Origin of the sequence: Sphingomonas sp. IC081, from assembly GCF_006874585.1 — a bacterium.
In the GTDB taxonomy this organism is placed as follows: domain Bacteria; phylum Pseudomonadota; class Alphaproteobacteria; order Sphingomonadales; family Sphingomonadaceae; genus Novosphingobium.
In genome coordinates, this window is record NZ_CP029761.1 from 2,172,039 (window position 1) to 2,189,833 (window position 17,795).

Sequence of the window (17,795 nt, forward strand, 5' to 3'; positions counted from 1 at the left end):
CATCGCTGGCGCAGCCCTGTCCTGTTTCGCGCGTTCTTCCGCTACCCGATCAGAAGCGGAAACGAACGCTGCCCTGCACCGTCCGCGCCAGCGTGCGGACGCCGAGCGGCAGGAGTTCCTGGCTGCCATGGTAACGATAGACGTCGTTGCCGAGGATGTTGGAAGCCTCGAGCGAGAGCGTCATGAACGCGACCGGGGTATAGTTGATCGCCGCATCCAGCTTCGACGTGCTGCCCTGATAGGGCGAGTATTCCGGATTGTTGGTCCAGATGCCCATGCGATACGACGAGCGATAGTTGTAGGCAACGCGCGCGCTGAACTGCGGCGTATCGTAGAACAGCGCAGCGTTGGCGGTCCACTTCGAGGTGTTCGGGGAGTCAAACGCTCCCGGGAAGTCTTCAGGATAGGGATATTCGATCCGCGCCTTGAAGATGTGGCTGGCGTTCAGGCTGGCGCCGAAGTTCTTGAGCACGCCCGGCAGGAAGTCGAAGAACGACTGGACCGTGCCTTCCATGCCGATGAACCTGCCGTCGCCCGCATTGCGCTGCTGCTCGATGTAACCGGAGGTGACATTGGTGATCCCATAGGCCTGCAATTGCGCCAAGGTTGCTTCTTCACGGCTGTAGTACAGGAAGCCGGTGGCCTTCTTGTAATACCCGGCCAGCGAGATCTGACCGCCGCGACCGAAGTAGTATTCCGCGCTCACGTCATAGGCATGCTCGCGCTGTGCCTTCAACTGCGGGTTGCCTGCATAGACGACGGCAGAGGTGCCCGCGACATCGTAGGTGTAGAACGGACGCGTGTCGTAGAAGCCCGGACGCTGCACGTTGGTCGTATAGGACATGCGCAATTGCGTCTTCGGCGTGAAGTGCACGATAGCACTGAAGCTTGGCAGCAGGTCGAAGTAGTTGCCGCGACCCGGCGCTTCCTCGATGATCGTCCCCGTGGAGGATGGACGATAGCTGAAGCTGGTCGAGTTGCCCCAAGTGTTGGTGTAGCGCACGCCAGCGATACCATCGACCGGGATATTGCCCACGTCGAACGCGTAATTCAACTGGGCGTAAGCGGCGAAGTTCCGCTCGTTTGAACTGAATGTCTGCCCGCGATCGCTCGACGGATAGACAGTCGCGAAATTCGATCCGGTGGTAGCATCGTACTGCTGGATATAGTCACGAATGCTGGCGATGTTACTCAACACCACCGAACCCGGGATGCGGTACCACTCGCTTGTGGAACCGCCGATATCCGGCCCGACCATCGACGCAGAATCGAACCCAGGGAAAGTGCTGAGCGGCGCGTAGGCGCCGTTCACCTTCGGGTAGCCGTCGCGGTAGCCGTAATAGCGGCTGGCCTTGCGCTGATTGAAGCGGGCACCGACCTGAAGGCTGCGCAGCAATCCGTCCGGCATGACGTCCAGCGTCAGGTCTGCCTGTGCGGAGAACTCCTTATTCTTCGAACCGCCCTGATTGTCCTGGAAACGTTCGACCACGTACTTCGAGATGTCCGACAGGTCGACCCCGTTGAACGAGATCTGCGGCGCGCCCTTACTGTAGATATCCGAGGCGAAATCGATATTGGCAGAAGTAAGCGTGCCGGGACGGATGATTGTCTCGACAAAGTAATTACCCTCGTTCGACCAGTTGTACTGCGCGCTCAGGTTCAGGTGCATGATGCCCGAGTTGTAATGGGCTTCAAGGTTCGACGTGTAGAGGTTCGAATGAATGCTGTTGAACTGCGAATCGATACCGGCAGGCAAGCCGTTCGCATTGGTGATCGTGGCAGACTTCACGGTGCGGCCATCGGGCATGAGCACCACATTGCTCAGCGTGCCGTTCCCATTCATGTCCTGCAAATAAAGACGCTCGACCGAACGCTTCTCACGTGAGCCCAGATAACCGCCCTCAAGAACGAAATCGAGCTTGTCGTTTGCCCGCCACTGCAGCACGGCGTTGATGGAAGGGCGTTTTACATTGCCCTGCTCGATGCCGTAATTGGCGCGATAGGGAATGACCACCGTCGAACCATCGCCAAGCGTCCGCTCATAAGGGGACTCGCTCTCGATGTAGTTCTCGCGGTAGTTCGTCTTGGTCCACGAGGCGTTTACAAGGAAGCCGATCTCGCCGATGCCGGTGTCGAAACGATCCGCCACCAGAAGGCTGCCGTAAGGGCTGACCTTTTCGGAAATGTCGTCGTAGGAGCCGCGAATGCTGCCCGCGACCGTCAGCCCCTTCTTGAGATCGAAGGGTCGGCGCAGTTCGACGTTGACGGTGCCGGCAATGCCGCCTTCGACCTGATCGGCGGTGCGCGTCTTGTAAACATCGACCTGCTTGAGCAGTTCGGCCGGAATATCCGCGAGATTGAGCGAACGGCCATCGCCAAGGTTGGTATTGTTGCCGTTCACGGTGGTCTGCACTTCGGCAAGCCCGCGAATGGTCAGGCCCTGCCCTTGCCCCCGCGCGCGGTCGATCTGCACGCCGGTGACGCGCGCCAGCGCGTCGACAACATTGTTGTCCGGAAGCTTGCCCGCGTCTTCGGCAACGACCGAGTCCACGATCTGCTTGGACTTTTTCTTGGTATCCGTCGCGGCCACGACAGCGCCGCGAACACCGGTGACGACGATGTCGGTCTTGGGTTCAGCCTGGTCCGACAATTCGGATTCCGTCTTGGCCTTGTCCTGCGCCATTGCCGGTGCGGCCACGCCGATCGTGATCACCGACGTAAGTGCGGTCGATAGCTTCAAAATTCCTGAGAAAGTCATGCAAAACCCCCTGTTCTGATCCCCGACGCCGGTCTCTCCGGATGTCATATTTATATCGTATACGTCCTACGATTTCAAAAACGTGTCAAGGCGCTTGTGACAGGGTTTGTGATTTTTTGTCTGAGTAATCCGAATTGATGAAACTTATGGAATGCAAACGTGAAAAAGGGCGCAAGCCCATGACTTGCGCCCCATTCGAGACATATTCGTGAAATCCGCAGATGCCGCCGATCAGCGGCAGGTCGGCTCGCCATCCTCCCGGCGCAGGACAACCGGCTGCGACGTGGGCGCCAGCACCTCCCATTCCTGCACGGCCAGCGCCGCATGGGTCTTGCCGTCGCCGGAAGCCTCCATGACCGCGCGCAAGCAGCGCGTCGTCACTTTCGGGAATGCGACCTCCTGGAAGGCGTCCGTCGCCGTGCCATAGGCGCTGGCGCCCGGAACCGGCTTCCAGCCCTTCTTGCCGCTCCAGTATTCAAGATGCCATTTCGCGGGCGGCGCCACCCCGACGCCGGAACCGGCAGGCTGGTCGTTCCAGAAGCGGATACGCGAGCCGTCGATCGTGACCGGCTGGTCCCAGCGATACTCGATCCACTGGCTGGGCGGATTGTCCGGCGACCAGCTGCCCCACATGTCGGGCGGCAGCGGAGCCTCCTTTACCACGCCGTCGTTGAGCGACTTGATCCAGAACTGCACCGGCACCGGATCGTTGGACGCGGTCGCCCATGCCGAGCGCGCGATGTTGCGACTGGGCGCCAGCGGCGGCTGCGGACGCAGGGTCGGCACCACCGGCAGGATGCGCGCGGGCGAGACGCTGTCGTCCCATTCCATCTTGTCGAGCGCGACGCTGCGGCGGAAATGGCCGCCGCCTTTCGCATCGGCCGTGTGATAGGCGAGATACCACTGCCCCTTGAACTCGACCGCCCCGGAGTGCGAGGTCGTCGAGGACACCGGCTTCAGCACCACGCCGCGATAGGTCCACGGCCCCATCGGCGACGGCGCAGTGCCATAGGCGATGCAGGCGTGGTAGACGGCGGGTGTGCAGTCCGAAGTCGGGCCCGCCCTGTTGCCGGCGTAGAGCATGTAATAGGTGCCCTTGCGCTTCATGATCCACGGCGCTTCGAAGAAGCCGGTGAGCCCCTTCATCTCCAGCTCCGGTCCCTTGGGCGTGATCATGTCGCGCGCGAGTTCCATCCCGCGCATCTGGCCGAACGTGCCCCAGTAGATATAGACCCGGCCATCGTCGTCGATCATCGTGGTCGGATCGATATTCTGGATGTCGTTGGCGACCGGCACTTTCTGCGAGATGATCGGGCCCGAAGGATGCGCATCGCGCCAGGGGCCGAGCGGGCTGTCCGCCACCGCCACGCCAATGGCGAAGCGGTCCTTCGCGTCGCTGTTCTTCTCCAGCACCGGGGCATAGAGGTAGTAGCGCTTATCGGGCCCCTGAATGATCTGCCCGGCATAGGCGCGGGCAGGCTCGGCCCATGCGAAGACGTTTTCGGGCTTCAGGATCGCGGGATAATGCGTCCACTCGCCCGAGGCGGGATCGGCCGTCTTGAGCAATTGCCATTCGGGCATGATGAAGTCGTTGACGTCCGCAGCCGCCTCGTCGCGACCGGCCAGGATCCAGAGCTGGCCGTCCGCCACGAACGGCGCGGGATCGGTGGAGTAGTAATCCCCGTCGGCGAGGATGGGGTTGCCCGGAACCGTCAGTTCACGCGCCGTGGGCGCCTGCTGCGCAGAGACGGATACCGGGGCGACGGACGCGAACGCGCCGGCCGCCAGAGCCAGCTTGAGACTATTCCTCATCGGGATAAGGCCCCTTCCCGCCGTCCTTGATCAGCTGATCGACGCGGCTGTCGATCACCGGCAGCGGCACCGCGCCCAGCGCCAGCACGGCATCGTGGAAGGCGCGGATGTTGAACTTGGGACCCAGCGCGGTTTCCGCCTTCTTGCGCGCATCCACGAAGGCCAGCTGGCCCATGTAGTAGGACAGTGCCTGTCCCGGCCAGGAAATGTAGCGGTCCACCTCGGTCTCGATCTCGTGATCGGACAGCGCGGTGTTGTCGCGCAAGTACTGCTGTGCCTGCTCGCGGGTCCAGCCCTTGGCGTGGATGCCGGTATCGACGACGAGGCGCGAGGCGCGCCAGGCCTGATAGCTGAGCATGCCGAAGCGGTCGTAGGGCGTCTCGTACATGCCCATGTCCTCGCCCAGCGCCTCGCAATAGAGCGCCCAGCCCTCGCCATAGGCGGAGAGATAAGTGTCGCGGCGGAAGGCCGGCAGGTCCTTGTTCTCGGCGGCGAGCGGCATCTGCATCGCGTGGCCCGGCGCGCTCTCGTGCAGGGTCAGCGCGATCTGCGAGTAGAACGGACGGCTCGGCAGGTCATAGGTGTTGACGAGGTAGATGCCCGGACCACCGCGCCCGCCGGTGTAGAACGGCGCCACGTCATCCGGCACCGGCTTGATGGCGAAGCGGCTGCGCGGCAGGTGGCCGAAGAACTGCGAGGCCTTGCCGTCGAAAGTCTTGGCGATCCACGCGGCGCGATAGAGCAGCTCGTTCGGCGTCTTGGGATAGAACTGCGGATCGGTGCGCAGGAAGTGCAGGAACGCCTTGAGATCGCCCTTGAAACCGACCTGCTGCATCACCTCGTTCATTTGCGAGCGGATGCGCGCCATTTCGCTGAGGCCGATCTGGTGGATCTCCTCCGGCGACTTGTCGAGCGTGACGAACTCGGAAATCTTCGACTGATAGTAGGCCTTGCCGTCCGGCAGCGCATAGGCGGCGAGCGTCTTGCGGGCCTGCTTCTCGTACTCGCCGCGCATGAAGGCGAGCAGCTTGGCGTGCGCGGGCACGACGCTGCCGGTGATCGCGGCGCGAGCTTCGGCGCGCAGCTTTTCCTGCTCGGCGGCCGGGATCGTCGAGGGCAGCTTCCTGAACGGCTCGTAGAACGGCGAATCCTCGGGCGTCTTGGCATCGACCACGAGTTCGATGCCCTTGTCACGCCCGATCAGCGTGACTTGCGGGGCGGAGAAGCCGCGCTTCAGGCCCGCGCGCATGTTGTCGATCTGCTGGTCGTAATAGCGCGGGATCTCGCGCAGCATTTCCACGAAGTCTTCGGCGCTCTGCTGGTCGCGCAGCGGCGAGCGGGCCCAGTCGGCCAGTTCGCCCCAGAAGCTGGTGTCGGCGTTGAAGGGCTTTTCGTAATCGCGGTAACGCTGGGATGCGACAAAGGCGTCGATCTGGCCCTTGTAGACCGCGAAGTTGATGCGGTTTTCGGGCGACAGCCTGGCGACGTCGATCGCGGCGAGCTGCTTTTCGACCTTTTGCCAGGCCGCAAGACGCGCGGTCTGCGCCTTTACGCCGACGTCGGGAAGCGCGAGGCGCTCGCTCTTGGGACCATCCTCGCTGGGGCCGCTCTGCTGGAGACGCCAGGCGTATTCGGCGGTGTAGATCGCTTCGAAAGCTTCGTCCGGGGTCTGGGCTCCAGAGGTTTTCGGCGCGGTCTGGGCAGCCGGAGCCGCCACGGCAGAGACGGCAATCGTCGCGGCAACCGCCGCACCTGCCAGCAGCAGCGCGCGGCCAAGCGTAGTCTTCACGTCAATTTCCCCTTTCGAGAATTTCGAGAATGTCGGCGTGGAGCTGCGCGGGGATGCGCACGCCTTCCAATTGCGAACGGGCACGGGCGAGCAGACGGCGCGAACCGGGAAGCCGGGCGCCCTGCCCTTCGATGGTTTCGAACATGGTCTCGGCGCGCTTCAGGTATTCGTTCAGGCTGTCACCCAGGAAGCCCGCGGGATCGATGACAACGATCAGTTCACCGCCGATGGGCGAGCCGCCGCGCCCCTCGTCAGCGGCAAGCGATTCCGCGCTGGTCATGTCGCCGATCAGCGGCCCGGCCAGCAGCTCGACCATGGCCGCCAGCGCCGATCCCTTGTGCGAACCAAAGGTACGCATCGCACCGTCGAGCACGGCCTTGGCATCGGTGGAAGGACGGCCATCGGCGTCATAACCCCAGTCCGGCGGGATCGCCTTGCCCGCACGGCGGTGCAGTTCGATCTCGCCGCGCGCCACAGCGCTGGTGGCGAAGTCGAACACGAAGGGCGCGCGGTTCCTTCCGTCAGGATGGGCCGGACGCGGCCAGCCGAACGCGATGGGGTTGGTGCCGAAGACCGGCTTGGTACCGCCCTCGGGCGCGACCCAGGCGTGGCTGGGCGTGAAGGCAAGCGCGACGAGGCCCTGCTCGGCCAGCGCCTCGACCTCGGGCCAGAGCGCGGCGAAGTGAACCACGTTGTTCAGCGCCATGGCGGCGATGCCGTAAGTCCGGGCCTTCTCCACCAGCAGCGGCATGCCGCGCTCGAAGGGAAGCTGGGCAAAGCCGCCCTTGCCGTCCACCTTGACCAGCGCCTTGGCCGGTTCGCTCACTTCGGGCACCGCATCGGGCACCACCACGCCGCGCGCCACCGAGTTGGCGGCGACGAGCAGACGATAGAGCCCGTGCGAGGTGCAGCCGTCACGCTCGCCCGAAACCATCGTCTGCGCCACGGCCGCCGCATGGTCCGCAGCCAGCCCGCAAGCGACCAGAACCTTGCGGGCGAAGGCGTCCGCCTCCTCCAGCGAGAAGGCGATTTCGCCGGTAGCAGTCATTATTTTCTCACTCACTTCGTAGCAGCAGGCTTGGCCGTGAACAGGCGCATGCCGAAGATCGGACCTGCCGAGCTGCGGTCATGCGGCACGATGCGCACCTTGACCTCGCTCTTGCCCTTGGTCAGCGCCTCGGGCAGCGCATAGTCGACATCCATGAACTTGCCCGGCGTATCGTTGTCGAGCTTCTGGGTGACGACCTTGGTGCCGTCGACAAAGATGTCGAACACGCGCGAACGCTCGCTGCCCCAATACGTCGCCTGCAGCAGCAGCGGACCGGGCTTCACCTTCATCGTGAACTCGATGAAGCCGCCCGAGCGGGCATCGCGCCCGTTCCGGCCACGATAGGAGACCGGATAGGAGATTTCCGAGGTCAGGTTGTGGTCGCGCTCCGGCTGCATTTCACCCAGGTGCATGACGTCAATCGAGCGGGCCGCGATATCCTTCTGGCGCGCCTGCTCGGCCAGGAACGAGGCTTCCTCGCTCTTCCAGCCGGCTTCGCTGAAGCGCTTGAAGTAGACGGCGCTGCGGCGGTCGTACTGGCTGTAGAACGGCACGAAGTTGAGGTCGCCCGGACGGGTCACGCCCTTGGTCTGGAAGCGCGGACGGTCCGAGACGATCGGCGCGAAGGCGGACAGCGGATTGTCGCCCACCATCGCCGGCTCGACGCCGGTGAACTCCATCTCGGCCGGGCCGAGGTCCGCCGCCATGACCAGCGGGCCGCGCAGCACGGCCACCACGTCCTTCGAACCGGCGGCGGCCTCGAAGCGCAGGTCGAGCGGCAGGGTGAGCGCAATCGTGTCGCCCTTCTTCCAGCGGCGGTCGATCACGGCATAGCCATTGACCGCATTGGCCGGAACCGGCGCACCGTTGACGGCAACGAGTGCGCGGCCATTGGCCCAGGCCGGAATACGCAGTGCCACGGTGAACTTGCCGTTCTTCACCGCGTCCAGCGTCACGCCTACTTCGGGCTTGAAGGGATATTCGGTGGCCAGCGTCAACGCCACGCCCTTGGCCTTCCACTCCGCCTTCGACGGGATGAAGAGGTTCACGAAGAGCGTATCGTCACCCTGCCAATAGATGGAATCGCCATGCTTCGAATGGCTTTCCATGCCCGAGCCGACGCAGCACCAGAAGGCTTCCTCGCCCGGCTGCGAATAGCCGCGCGGGGCACCGCTCATCATCGGCGTCATGTAGGTGAAACCGCCGGTATGCGGGTTCTGCGCCGACATCACGTGGTTGAGGTGCGCCCGCTCGTAATAGTCGAACAGCGCCCCGTCCGGCTGCCACGAGTAGAGCTGACGGGTCAGCTTCAGCATGTTGTAGGTGTTGCAGTGCTCACAGGTCGATTCCGTGAGGTGCAGCGCGATATTGTCGGGCTCGAAGAAGTATTCGCGGTCGGCATTGCCGCCGATCACGTAGCTGTGGTGCTGGGTCACGCGTTCCCAGAAGAAGCGGGCGGCGCGGCCCGGCTCGTCCTTGCCGGTCAGCTCGTGGATGCGGGCCAGACCGATCAGCTTGGGCACCTGCGTATTGGCGTGGAAGTTGGCGAGCTTGTCTTCCTGCGCCACCAGCGGATCGAGCACGCGCTTGTCGTAGATGCGCTCCGCCACCTTCAGCCAGCGCAGATCGCCGGTCTGGGCGTAGAGCTCGGCATAGCTTTCGTTGAGACCGCCATATTCGCAGCCCAGCAGTTCCTGCATCTGCTTGTCGTCGAGCGCGGCAAAGACCTTCTCGAAGTAGCCGCCCAGGCCGATGACGACTTCCAGCGCCTTGGCATTGCCCCAGGCCGCATGAATATCGAGCAAACCCGCGAAATACTTGTGCACGGTGTAGAGCGGCGACCACGATCCGTTGAGGTCGAACCCGCCCGACTTGATCTCCCCGCGCATGACTTCAGGGAAGATTTCCTGACCGTCGACGACCTTGCCGTCCTTGGTCTTGCGGCCAAGCGCGCCGATGTAGCCATCGCTGCGCTGCGCCTGGCAGAGCGCCAGTTCATCGACGATATAGTCCGCGCGGCGGCGGCATTCAGGGTTGCCGGTTTGCTGCCAGGCCAGGACCAGCGCGGTCATGTAGTGGCCAAGGGTGTGGCCGGCGATGGTGTCCGATTCCCAGCCGCCATAGATCGGCGCCTTGGGCTCAAGCCCCGCGTACTTGCGAAAATTGTGCAGGAAGCGGTCCGGGCTGAGCGACATCAGGTAGTCGACATTGACTTCCACCGCCGTAGCATAGTCCGAAGCGGTCAGCCGCACGTCGCTCAGCGGCAGCGGCTTCGCCTTGATCGGAAGCTTGGGGGCGATGACAGCCGCGAAGCCCTTGAGAGGGATTGAGCTGATGGCCAGCGCCGCCACGCCAGTCATCCATTCGCGCCGATTGGCCTTCATCACCGGAAACTCCTATCGAATATCGTATACGGTTATTGATAGGGTTAGACGCTCCCGAGTCAAGCCCGTCGAAGCGTTAGCCTTCAGCGCCGAAGCGCGACGCGGGTGTCCGAGTGGGCAAGATCGATCAGTGCAACCATCGCCTTGCGCGCCTGCTTCGCGTTGCCCTCGGCAATGCAGCGGTAGAGCGCGTGGTGCTCGGGCATCGGGTCGCGCGGGGAATCCTGCACGCGGCTCTTGATCGCGGTGGTCGAGGCGATGGCGGTCGAGATCGAGGTGGACAGCGCCTGCATCAGTTCGTTGCGCGTTGCCTCCAGCACCAGTTCGTGAAAGCGGATGTCGGCCGAGCGGCCCTTGTCGGTGGCCAGCGTACAGCGCTCCATCGTCTCCAGCGCATTGGCCATGTCGGTGAGTTGCCGCTCGTCACGGCGCAGTGCCGCCATTTCCGCTGCCTGCGGCTCGACGACCAGCCGCAGTTCGAACAGGTCGCGCAGGAACTCGTCACTGGCACCGCATTGTATCTGCCAGGCCAGCACATCGGGATCGAGCAGGTTCCAGCTCTTGCGCTCGTTGACGCGGGTGCCCGCCTTGGGCCGGCTGCTGACCATGCCCTTGGACGTCAGCACGCGGAACGCCTCGCGCAGCACTGAGCGCGATACGCCCAGCCGCTCGGCGTGCTCCACTTCCGCCGGGAACACGTGGCCGGCGGGAAGTTCGCCGCCGACGATCGCCATCGCCAGTCGGCGCGCCACCGCATGGTGAAGCCGCTCGCTGACCAGCGGAAGGGCGGTTTCGGCAGAAGGAGTTGCGGTCATCTGGATCATCCCGGCGACTGGATCGTAGCATTCCTGAAATGCTCAGATCATATATCGTATAATTTTTTCTTGACCCTTTCCGTCGGGGACGTCAAGAACCCATGCATCTTTCCGAAGCCAAGCGATGGGACCATGTCATGAGCACCTCCTTGATTTCCCGTCCAATCCTCTCCGTACTGAAAAAACCGGCTGCGGTAAGCCTGCTTGCGCTTGGAGCCGCCATGGCCTTCCAGCCCGCCGCACAGGCACGGCAGGCATCGACCGTGGCGACGCAGTCCGCGCCGCCCAGCATTGCCGAGCGCTACCAGACGGCGGATGCCTTCCTTGGCGCAGGCATCGGCGACCTGATCGACAATGCCAATGTCGCACCGCAATTCGCTGGAAACGCGCTGTTCTACCGCACCGGCAACCGCAAGGACCAGCGCTTCCTGCTGCTCGACCTTGCCACGAAGCAGGTGCGTGAAGTGGCGACGACCGCAAGCCTGCTTGCGGCCCTGTCCGAGGCAAACGGCCGGACCATCTCCCTCGACGAAGCCCGGCTCGCCGACATCGGCTACGACGCCGAGCACGGCGCAATCGCCTTCGATGCGCTTGACGGTCACTGGCGCCTGAACGCGGCCGGCAAGGCCGAGAAGGTCGCGCCGGAAGCCCCGCAGCTTGACCTCCCCTCGCCCGATGGCAAGACCAGGATCGTCGCGCGCGGATACAATCTCTACGCCGTCGACGTCGCCTCGGGCCGCGAAGTGGCGCTGACCACCGACGGCACGCGCGAGCAGCCCTATGGCCGCTCGATCCCCGAACTCTCGCAGATCCTGCGCGAAGGGACCGAGGAACCGGCGATGCCCGTTTCCGGCGCATGGTCACCCGATGGCCGCTATCTGCTGACATGGCGGCTCGACACGCGCGGGGTGAAGAAGCTTTCGATCACCCAGCAGAACCCGCCGGGCAGTTTCTATCCGCGCAGTTTCTCGTACATCTATCCGCTGGCGGGCGCGGAGAAGCTGCCGCAGGCGACACGCCTGGTGGTCGATGTGCAGGCGGCCCTGAAGAGCGGCAAGGCCCGGGTCGTGCCGGTCCAGATGCCTTCGGAATCGATCCTCTACCCCTCCCCGCCCGACATGAACTGGGTGGACGGCAAGCCACGCATGCAGTGGACCGAGCGCGGCTATCGCCAGCAGGCCGTCTATGTGGCCGACCCGGCGACCGGCGCCACCAAGATCGTCGCGCATGAGGCGGTGAAGCCGGTCATCACCGTCACCTCCTCGATGATTTTCCCCGCGCCGGAACTCGGCGGCGAACTGTCGATCTCGGAGCGCAGCGGCTGGGCGCAGCTTTACCTTGTCACCCCGGACAACCCCGATGGCGGCAAGGCGCTGACCACCGGCGACTGGGAAGTCCTCTCGGTGGACAATGTGGCCGAGGACAAGTCCTCGCTCATCGTCACCGGCGTCGGGCGCGAGGCGGCGCGCAATCCCTATTGGCGCGCGCTCTACCGGGTCTCGCTGAACGGCGGCTCCCTGACCGAACTGACGCCCGAACCGCTCGACCATGACGCGCAAGTCTCGCCCGACGGCAAGTGGATCGTCGACCAGATGTCGAGCCCGACGACGCCCACCCGCGCGGTGCTGCGCGACGGCGCGACGGGCCGGATCGTGATGGACCTCGCCAAGGCCGACGACAGCCGCCTGCTGGCGGCCGGCTACACCCCGCCCGAACCCTTCAAGGGCGTGGCGGCGGACGGCAAGACACCGATCTACGGCATGATCTATCGCCCCGCGCACTTCGATCCTAAGCGCAGCTATCCGGTGATCGACAACGTCTACACCGGCCCCACCACCACCCAGGTGCCCTCCACCTGGGGCATGGCGCTGCGCGTGCCGGGCAACAGCGTCGCGCAGATCGGCGCGGTTGTCGTGATGATCGACGGCACCGGCACCTCGCGGCGCGGTCAGGCCTTCCGCCTGCCCGCCTACCAGAACCTCGGCGAAGTGGGGCTGGACGATCACATCGCGCTGATCCGCCAGATGGCCGCCAGGTACCCCTACATGGACGTCAGCCGCGTCGGCGTGTTCGGCGGATCGGCGGGCGGCTACGACACCGCGCGCTTCGTGCTGCGCCGTCCCGACTTCTTCAAGGTCGGCGTCTCCGCCTCGGGCAACCACGACCTCCGGCTCGACAAGACCTGGTGGCCGGAAGTCTCGATGGGCGAAGCCGACGCGGCGACCTGGGAGCGCAATTCGAACATGGCGGTGGCCAACCAGCTCAAGGGCCACCTGCTGCTCGTCCACGGCGACATCGACGACAACGTGCCGGTCACCGAAAGCTTCCGTCTTGCCAAAGCGCTGATCGATGCCGGGCGCGATGTCGACATGGTGGTCGTGCCCAATGCCACGCACAACGTCTACCAGCCCTTCTTCTGGAAGAAGCTGCGTGACTATTTCACCCTCTACCTGCTCGGCGAGACACCGCCGCCGCTCGGCCCCGTGAAGCCTGCCGCACCGGCAGTCGCTCTGGCCCGTTAAGACACCCGCGAGGATTTGACATGAAGCGTCTTCTGAAGCCCCTCCCCCTGATCGCGCTGGTGCTGGCGCCGGTGCCCGCTACGCTGCCGATGGCGGCGGCGCAGGCACAGGAAGCGGAGAAACCGAAGCCGGTCTATCCGCCGATCCAGAAGACCGAGATGCAGACCCCGGCCTTCGATCTGGCGCTGCGCGCGGATACGCAGACGCTTGCCCACCTCTCGCCCAAGGGCAATGCCGCTTTCGACTTCGTTCCTGCGGGCCGTGAGGCCGAGCGTGCGGCCGACGGCTACGTCCACATCGGCGATATCCATATCCGCCTGAAGACCGCAGGGTCGGACTGGCAGGACTTCTCCTCCGCCCATGCCCGCAAGCAGATCGCGGCGCTGACGGGCGGCAAGGGCGTGCTCGCTGCCGCCGATATCACCGCCTCGATGGGAGCCGGAATCCCGCTGCGCGTCGAGCGCCGCTGGGTAAACGAGGATGGCGTGCTCGCGCTGCGCTTCACGCTGGTCAACACCAGCAGCGCCGCCGTCGAGATCGGCGGCCTCGGCATGCCGATGGTGTTCGACAACATCATCCTCGACCGCGACCTCGATTCCGCCCACGCGCAGGCGAGCTTCGTCGATCCCTATATCGGCCGCGATGCGGGCTATCTGCAGGTCACGCGTCTGAACGGCGAAGGCCCGGCGCTGCTGGTGCTGCCCGAGAAGGGCACCCCGCTCGAAGCCTATCGCCCGATTGCCGAGGCGCGCGCCGCCCGTAACGGCGACATCTTCACCGACAGGAGCCCGCGCACGCAGGTCTCCGAAGGCTTCTATGACTGGACCGTCGCCAGCAAGGGCTTTGCCGAGAAGGAATGGGCCAAGGCCGGCCAGCAGTGGAACGAGCCGACCAGCATCACGCTGGCCCCGGGCGAAAGCCGCACGATCGGCCTGCGCTTCGTGACCGCGCCGAGCATCCGCGCGATCGAGGATACGCTGGTCGCCCAGAAGCGCCCGGTCGCGGTCGGCATTCCCGGCTATGTCGTGCCGACCGACCAGACGGCCAGCCTGTTCCTGAAGACGCCGAGCAAGGTCGCCAAGATCGAATCCTTCCCTGAAGGTTCACTCACCGCCACCTCGGAAAAGAGCGGAAGCGGCTGGGCCCGCTACCAGATCAAGGCCAGCGGCTGGGGTCAGGCGCGCCTGACGGTGACGTATGCGGACGGGCAGAAGCAGACCGTCAGCTACTACATCACCAAGCCGCTCGATCAGGTGATGGCCGACATCGGCCACTTCACCACCACCGACCAGTGGTTCGAAGGCAAGGGCGATCCCTTCCACCGCAGCCCGGCGATCCTCTCCTACGACCGGGAGGACAACAAGATCCTGACGCAAGACGGCCGCGTCTGGGTTTCGGGCATGAGCGACGAAGGCGGCGCCGGTTCGTGGGTCGCCGCGATGATGAAGCAGCTCGACAATCCCAGCCCTGAAGAAGTCGCCAAGCTGGAACGCCTCGTCAACGAGACCGTGCTGGGCACCCTGCAGGTGAAGGACGGCCCGCAGGCCGGTGCCGTCAAGAAGAGCATCTTCTACTACGATCCGGTCGAGTTCCCGAACTACTACGATCCCAAGATCAACTGGAAGAACTGGACCGCGTGGTCGAAGAAGGATGCCGGCGATCTCGGCCGCTCCTACAACTATCCGCACGTCGCCATCGGCCACTGGGTGCTCTACCGCCTGGCCCGCGACAATGCCGGGCTGGTCAAGCAGCACGACTGGAAGTTCTACCTTGAGTGGGCCTACCGCACGACCGTCGCGATGATGCGCGATGCGCCCTATTATGCCGAGTTCGGCCAGATGGAAGGCGACGTCTTTGTCGATATCCTGAAGGACCTGAAGCGCGAAGGCATGACCGCAGAGGCTACCGAAATGGAAGGCCTGATGAAGAAGCGCGCCGATCACTGGCGTTCGATGAAGTATCCGTTCGGCAGCGAGATGGCCTGGGATTCCACCGGCCAGCCCGAAGTCTATGCCTGGATGCGCTACTTCGGCTTCCAGCCGCAGGCGGACGAGACGCGCGAGGTTATCCTCGGCTACGATCCCACGATCCCCAGCTGGGGCTATAACGGCAATGCCCGCCGTTATTGGGACTTCCTCTATGGCGGCAAGGTTTCGCGCATCGAGCGGCAGATCCACCACTATGGCTCCGCGCTCAACGCGGTGCCGCTGTTCGACGCCTATCGCCAGAACCCCACAGACCTGCACCTGCTGCGCGTTGCCTACGGCGGCATGATGGGCGGGATCACCAATATCGACCAGAAGGGCTTCGGCTCGGCCGCGTTCCACTCCTGGCCGGACATGATGAAGTGGGATGCCATCACCGGCGACTATGGCATGGGCTTCTACGGCCATGCGATCACCGCGGCGAGCTACATGGTCAACGACCCGCAGTTCGGCTGGATCGGCTTCGGCGGCGACCTCACCACCAAGGGCAGCACCGTAAGCCTCGCCCCCAAGGACGGCGCCCGCCGCCGCCTGTTCGTGGCGCCCGCAGGCCTCTGGATCACGCTGGAAGCCGGCCGCATCACGAGCGCCGACTATGACAGCAAGACCGGCAAGGTCACCCTCACGCTCGATCCGGCCAGCGCCACCAATCCGGCCGCGCGCCTGCTGTTCGAGACCACCACCGCTGGCGGCCGCACGTATGCGACCGACACCGGCACGGCGGACCGCGACGGCTACGCCATCCCGCTCACCGCTGCAGCCACCACCGTCACGCTGACTCCCCGCTGATAAAGGACAGCTGACGATGAAGACTTTCCTGCAGGCATCGGCGTTGGCGCTCTCCGTCCCTGGAGCGGCCCTTCCGTCCGCGGCGATGGCTGCCTCCCCGGCTACCGGCTCCACACCGAGCGCGGCCTGCGTAGCCGGGGAATGGAAAGTCGCGGCGACCGATCCGTCGGACGCCGCCAATTCCGCCCTGCCCCTCCAGATGGAAAGCGCCCACTTCGCGCTGCACTGGAAGCCGGGCACGGTGGAACCGGAAGTGGCCAAGGCCGCCGCCGCGCATCTCGAATATGTCTGGAGCTATTTCCTCGGCACCCTGCGCTTTCCCACCCCCCATTGCGGTTCGCCTCAGAAGTTCAAGGTCAATGCCTATATCGGCGTGGGGTATGGCCTCAGCGGCGGCGCGGACTCGCTCGGTCACATGGGCATGTGGATCGATCCGGGTGCGCTCAAGGACCGGTTCGGGCTGGCCCACGAGCTGACCCACGCGCTTCAGACCGCGACCGGCCGCCTGATGGATTCGCCCTTCACCGGCTGGATGTTCGAGAGCCACGCCAACTGGATGACCGTGCAACTGCCGGAATTCCGCCAGAACACGCACTGCTCGGTGCTGCTCAAGCAGTACCCGCACCTCTATTACGGCTCGACCCGGACGCGGTACTGCAACTGGCAGTTCTTCGAATATCTCAAGGACACCCACGGTTTCGACGCGGTCAACGACATCTGGCGCAAGGCGCCGGGCAAGGACGATCCCGCGCGCCTCACCGAAGATCCCTTCAGCGTCCTCCAGCGCAACATGGGATGGACACAGGACCAGCTCAACGACACCTTCGGCGACTGGGCGCTGCACAATGCCAACTGGGACTACACCAATCCCGACGGCAGCGATCAGGGCGAGGTCCTGCGCCGCAATTACGGCAGCTACGACCAGACCACCGACGCCGGCATCCTCTCGGCCACCGTGCTCGATCCGATCGATACCGCCCGGCGCCGCTTCGCCGTGCCCGAGATGGCCGCACCCCAGCGCTGGGGCTACAATGTGGTGAAGCTCCACCCCGATGCCGGTGCCGGCGAAGTGCGCGTGACGTTCCGCGGCGTGGTGCAGCAGGCCAGCGCCGTCACCGCGCTGCCCGGCCTTGCCGACGAGCCCGACACGATCCCGCCGCCCGCTTCCGACTGGCGCTGGGGCGTGGTGGCCGTCGGCGCGGACGGCAAGAGCCGCTACACCCCGCTCCAGCGCGGTGCCAAGGGCACGGCCTCGATCGCGGTGCGGCCCGGCGATAGCGGGCTCTATCTGGTGGTCATGGCCACGCCCTTCAAGATGCAGAAGATCCGCTGGGACCAGCCCTGGTATTCGATCTACCGCTATCCGTGGATGGTGCAGTTCGAAGGCGCCCTGCCCGACGCGCCCGCACCGATCCCCGGCGGCCATCGCCACAAGAACGGCGGCGGCTGGGTAGGCCCCGCCGCCGATGTGGCGAAGACCGCATGGGTTGGCCCATATGCGCGTGTGATCTCCGGCACCGTCTCCGGCCATGCGCGGATCGAGGACCACGCGGTCGTGCTCGACAAGGCCGAGGTGCGGGACGATGCGGTGATTGCAGGCATGACCGTGCTGCGCGGCGATACCGTGCTGCGCGATCACGCCCGCGCGGCGACCGCCATGCTCGGCATCGGCGAGTACGAGAAAGGCATCGTCCTTTCGGGCACCGCGCAGACCATCGGCGATGTCGAACAGCGCGGCGGCTCGGCCTCGCGCGGGGTATTTTACGGCTTCGTCGATCAGGAAACCACCAAGGACCCCAAGCACGGCGCCGACCTTGCCGCACCCGTGCCGGAAGTCACCGCCAAACCGGACTACCGCTGGATTCCCTGATCGCACCCGTCCCGCATTGCCTC

At 64.7% G+C, this 17,795-nt stretch carries 9 protein-coding genes; 3 read left to right on the forward strand and 6 right to left on the reverse strand.

What is annotated here, in order from left to right:
• Window positions 1-49 precede the first annotated feature (49 nt).
• The 6 genes from DM450_RS10450 to DM450_RS10475 form a co-directional block, all read right to left on the reverse strand.
• Window positions 50-2,758, reverse strand: coding sequence for a TonB-dependent receptor (locus DM450_RS10450; protein ID WP_185928586.1), 2,709 nt, complete (start codon window positions 2,756-2,758; stop codon window positions 50-52).
• A gap of 231 nt (window positions 2,759-2,989) precedes the next feature.
• On the reverse strand, window positions 2,990-4,570 hold the full coding sequence (locus DM450_RS10455) for a family 43 glycosylhydrolase (protein ID WP_142634615.1): 1,581 nt from the start codon (window positions 4,568-4,570) through the stop codon (window positions 2,990-2,992).
• Entirely contained in the window at window positions 4,560-6,359 is a 1,800-nt protein-coding gene (locus DM450_RS10460) for a DUF885 family protein (RefSeq protein ID WP_260609782.1), read from the reverse strand. The genes DM450_RS10455 and DM450_RS10460 overlap by 11 nt, the downstream gene beginning before the upstream one ends.
• A 1-nt stretch (window position 6,360) precedes the next feature.
• Window positions 6,361-7,407, reverse strand: coding sequence for an Ldh family oxidoreductase (locus DM450_RS10465; protein ID WP_142634617.1), 1,047 nt, complete (start codon window positions 7,405-7,407; stop codon window positions 6,361-6,363).
• Between the two features lie 11 nt (window positions 7,408-7,418).
• Window positions 7,419-9,791: a glycoside hydrolase family 127 protein gene (locus tag DM450_RS10470; RefSeq protein ID WP_260609783.1), complete on the reverse strand. Its 2,373-nt coding sequence runs from the start codon at window positions 9,789-9,791 to the stop codon at window positions 7,419-7,421.
• A gap of 83 nt (window positions 9,792-9,874) precedes the next feature.
• Window positions 9,875-10,606: a FadR/GntR family transcriptional regulator gene (locus tag DM450_RS10475; protein WP_142634619.1), complete on the reverse strand. Its 732-nt coding sequence runs from the start codon at window positions 10,604-10,606 to the stop codon at window positions 9,875-9,877.
• Between the two features lie 137 nt (window positions 10,607-10,743).
• Here DM450_RS10475 and DM450_RS10480 point away from each other — a divergent pair, with 137 nt between their 5' ends.
• Genes DM450_RS10480 through DM450_RS10490 form a run of 3 tightly spaced genes read left to right on the forward strand, consistent with a single transcriptional unit; the run spans window position 10,744 to window position 17,772 of the window.
• Window positions 10,744-13,128 carry a DPP IV N-terminal domain-containing protein gene (locus DM450_RS10480; protein WP_142634621.1) on the forward strand — a complete coding sequence of 795 codons (2,385 nt, stop codon included), beginning with the start codon at window positions 10,744-10,746 and terminating at the stop codon, window positions 13,126-13,128.
• Window positions 13,129-13,148: 20 nt separating this feature from the next.
• Window positions 13,149-15,902, forward strand: a complete 2,754-nt coding sequence (locus DM450_RS10485) for a DUF5695 domain-containing protein (protein WP_142634623.1) — start codon at window positions 13,149-13,151, stop codon at window positions 15,900-15,902.
• 16 nt (window positions 15,903-15,918) lie between these two features.
• Window positions 15,919-17,772 (forward strand): Svx/AvrXca family virulence/avirulence protein, encoded by a 1,854-nt coding sequence (locus tag DM450_RS10490; protein ID WP_142634625.1) that lies wholly within the window; start codon window positions 15,919-15,921, stop codon window positions 17,770-17,772.
• Window positions 17,773-17,795: the final 23 nt, after the last annotated feature.

Excerpts from the sequence above, each read along its gene's own strand:
- DM450_RS10475 (WP_142634619.1), bottom strand. The coding sequence starts at position 10,606 with ATGACCGCAACTCCTTCTGCCGAAACCGCCCTTCCGCTGGTCAGCGAG.
- DM450_RS10465 (WP_142634617.1), bottom strand. The coding sequence starts at position 7,407 with ATGACTGCTACCGGCGAAATCGCCTTCTCGCTGGAGGAGGCGGACGCC.
- DM450_RS10480 (WP_142634621.1), top strand. The coding sequence starts at position 10,744 with ATGAGCACCTCCTTGATTTCCCGTCCAATCCTCTCCGTACTGAAAAAA.
- DM450_RS10450 (WP_185928586.1), bottom strand. The coding sequence starts at position 2,758 with ATGACTTTCTCAGGAATTTTGAAGCTATCGACCGCACTTACGTCGGTG.
- DM450_RS10470 (WP_260609783.1), bottom strand. The coding sequence starts at position 9,791 with ATGAAGGCCAATCGGCGCGAATGGATGACTGGCGTGGCGGCGCTGGCC.
- DM450_RS10490 (WP_142634625.1), top strand. The coding sequence starts at position 15,919 with ATGAAGACTTTCCTGCAGGCATCGGCGTTGGCGCTCTCCGTCCCTGGA.
- DM450_RS10485 (WP_142634623.1), top strand. The coding sequence starts at position 13,149 with ATGAAGCGTCTTCTGAAGCCCCTCCCCCTGATCGCGCTGGTGCTGGCG.
- DM450_RS10455 (WP_142634615.1), bottom strand. The coding sequence starts at position 4,570 with ATGAGGAATAGTCTCAAGCTGGCTCTGGCGGCCGGCGCGTTCGCGTCC.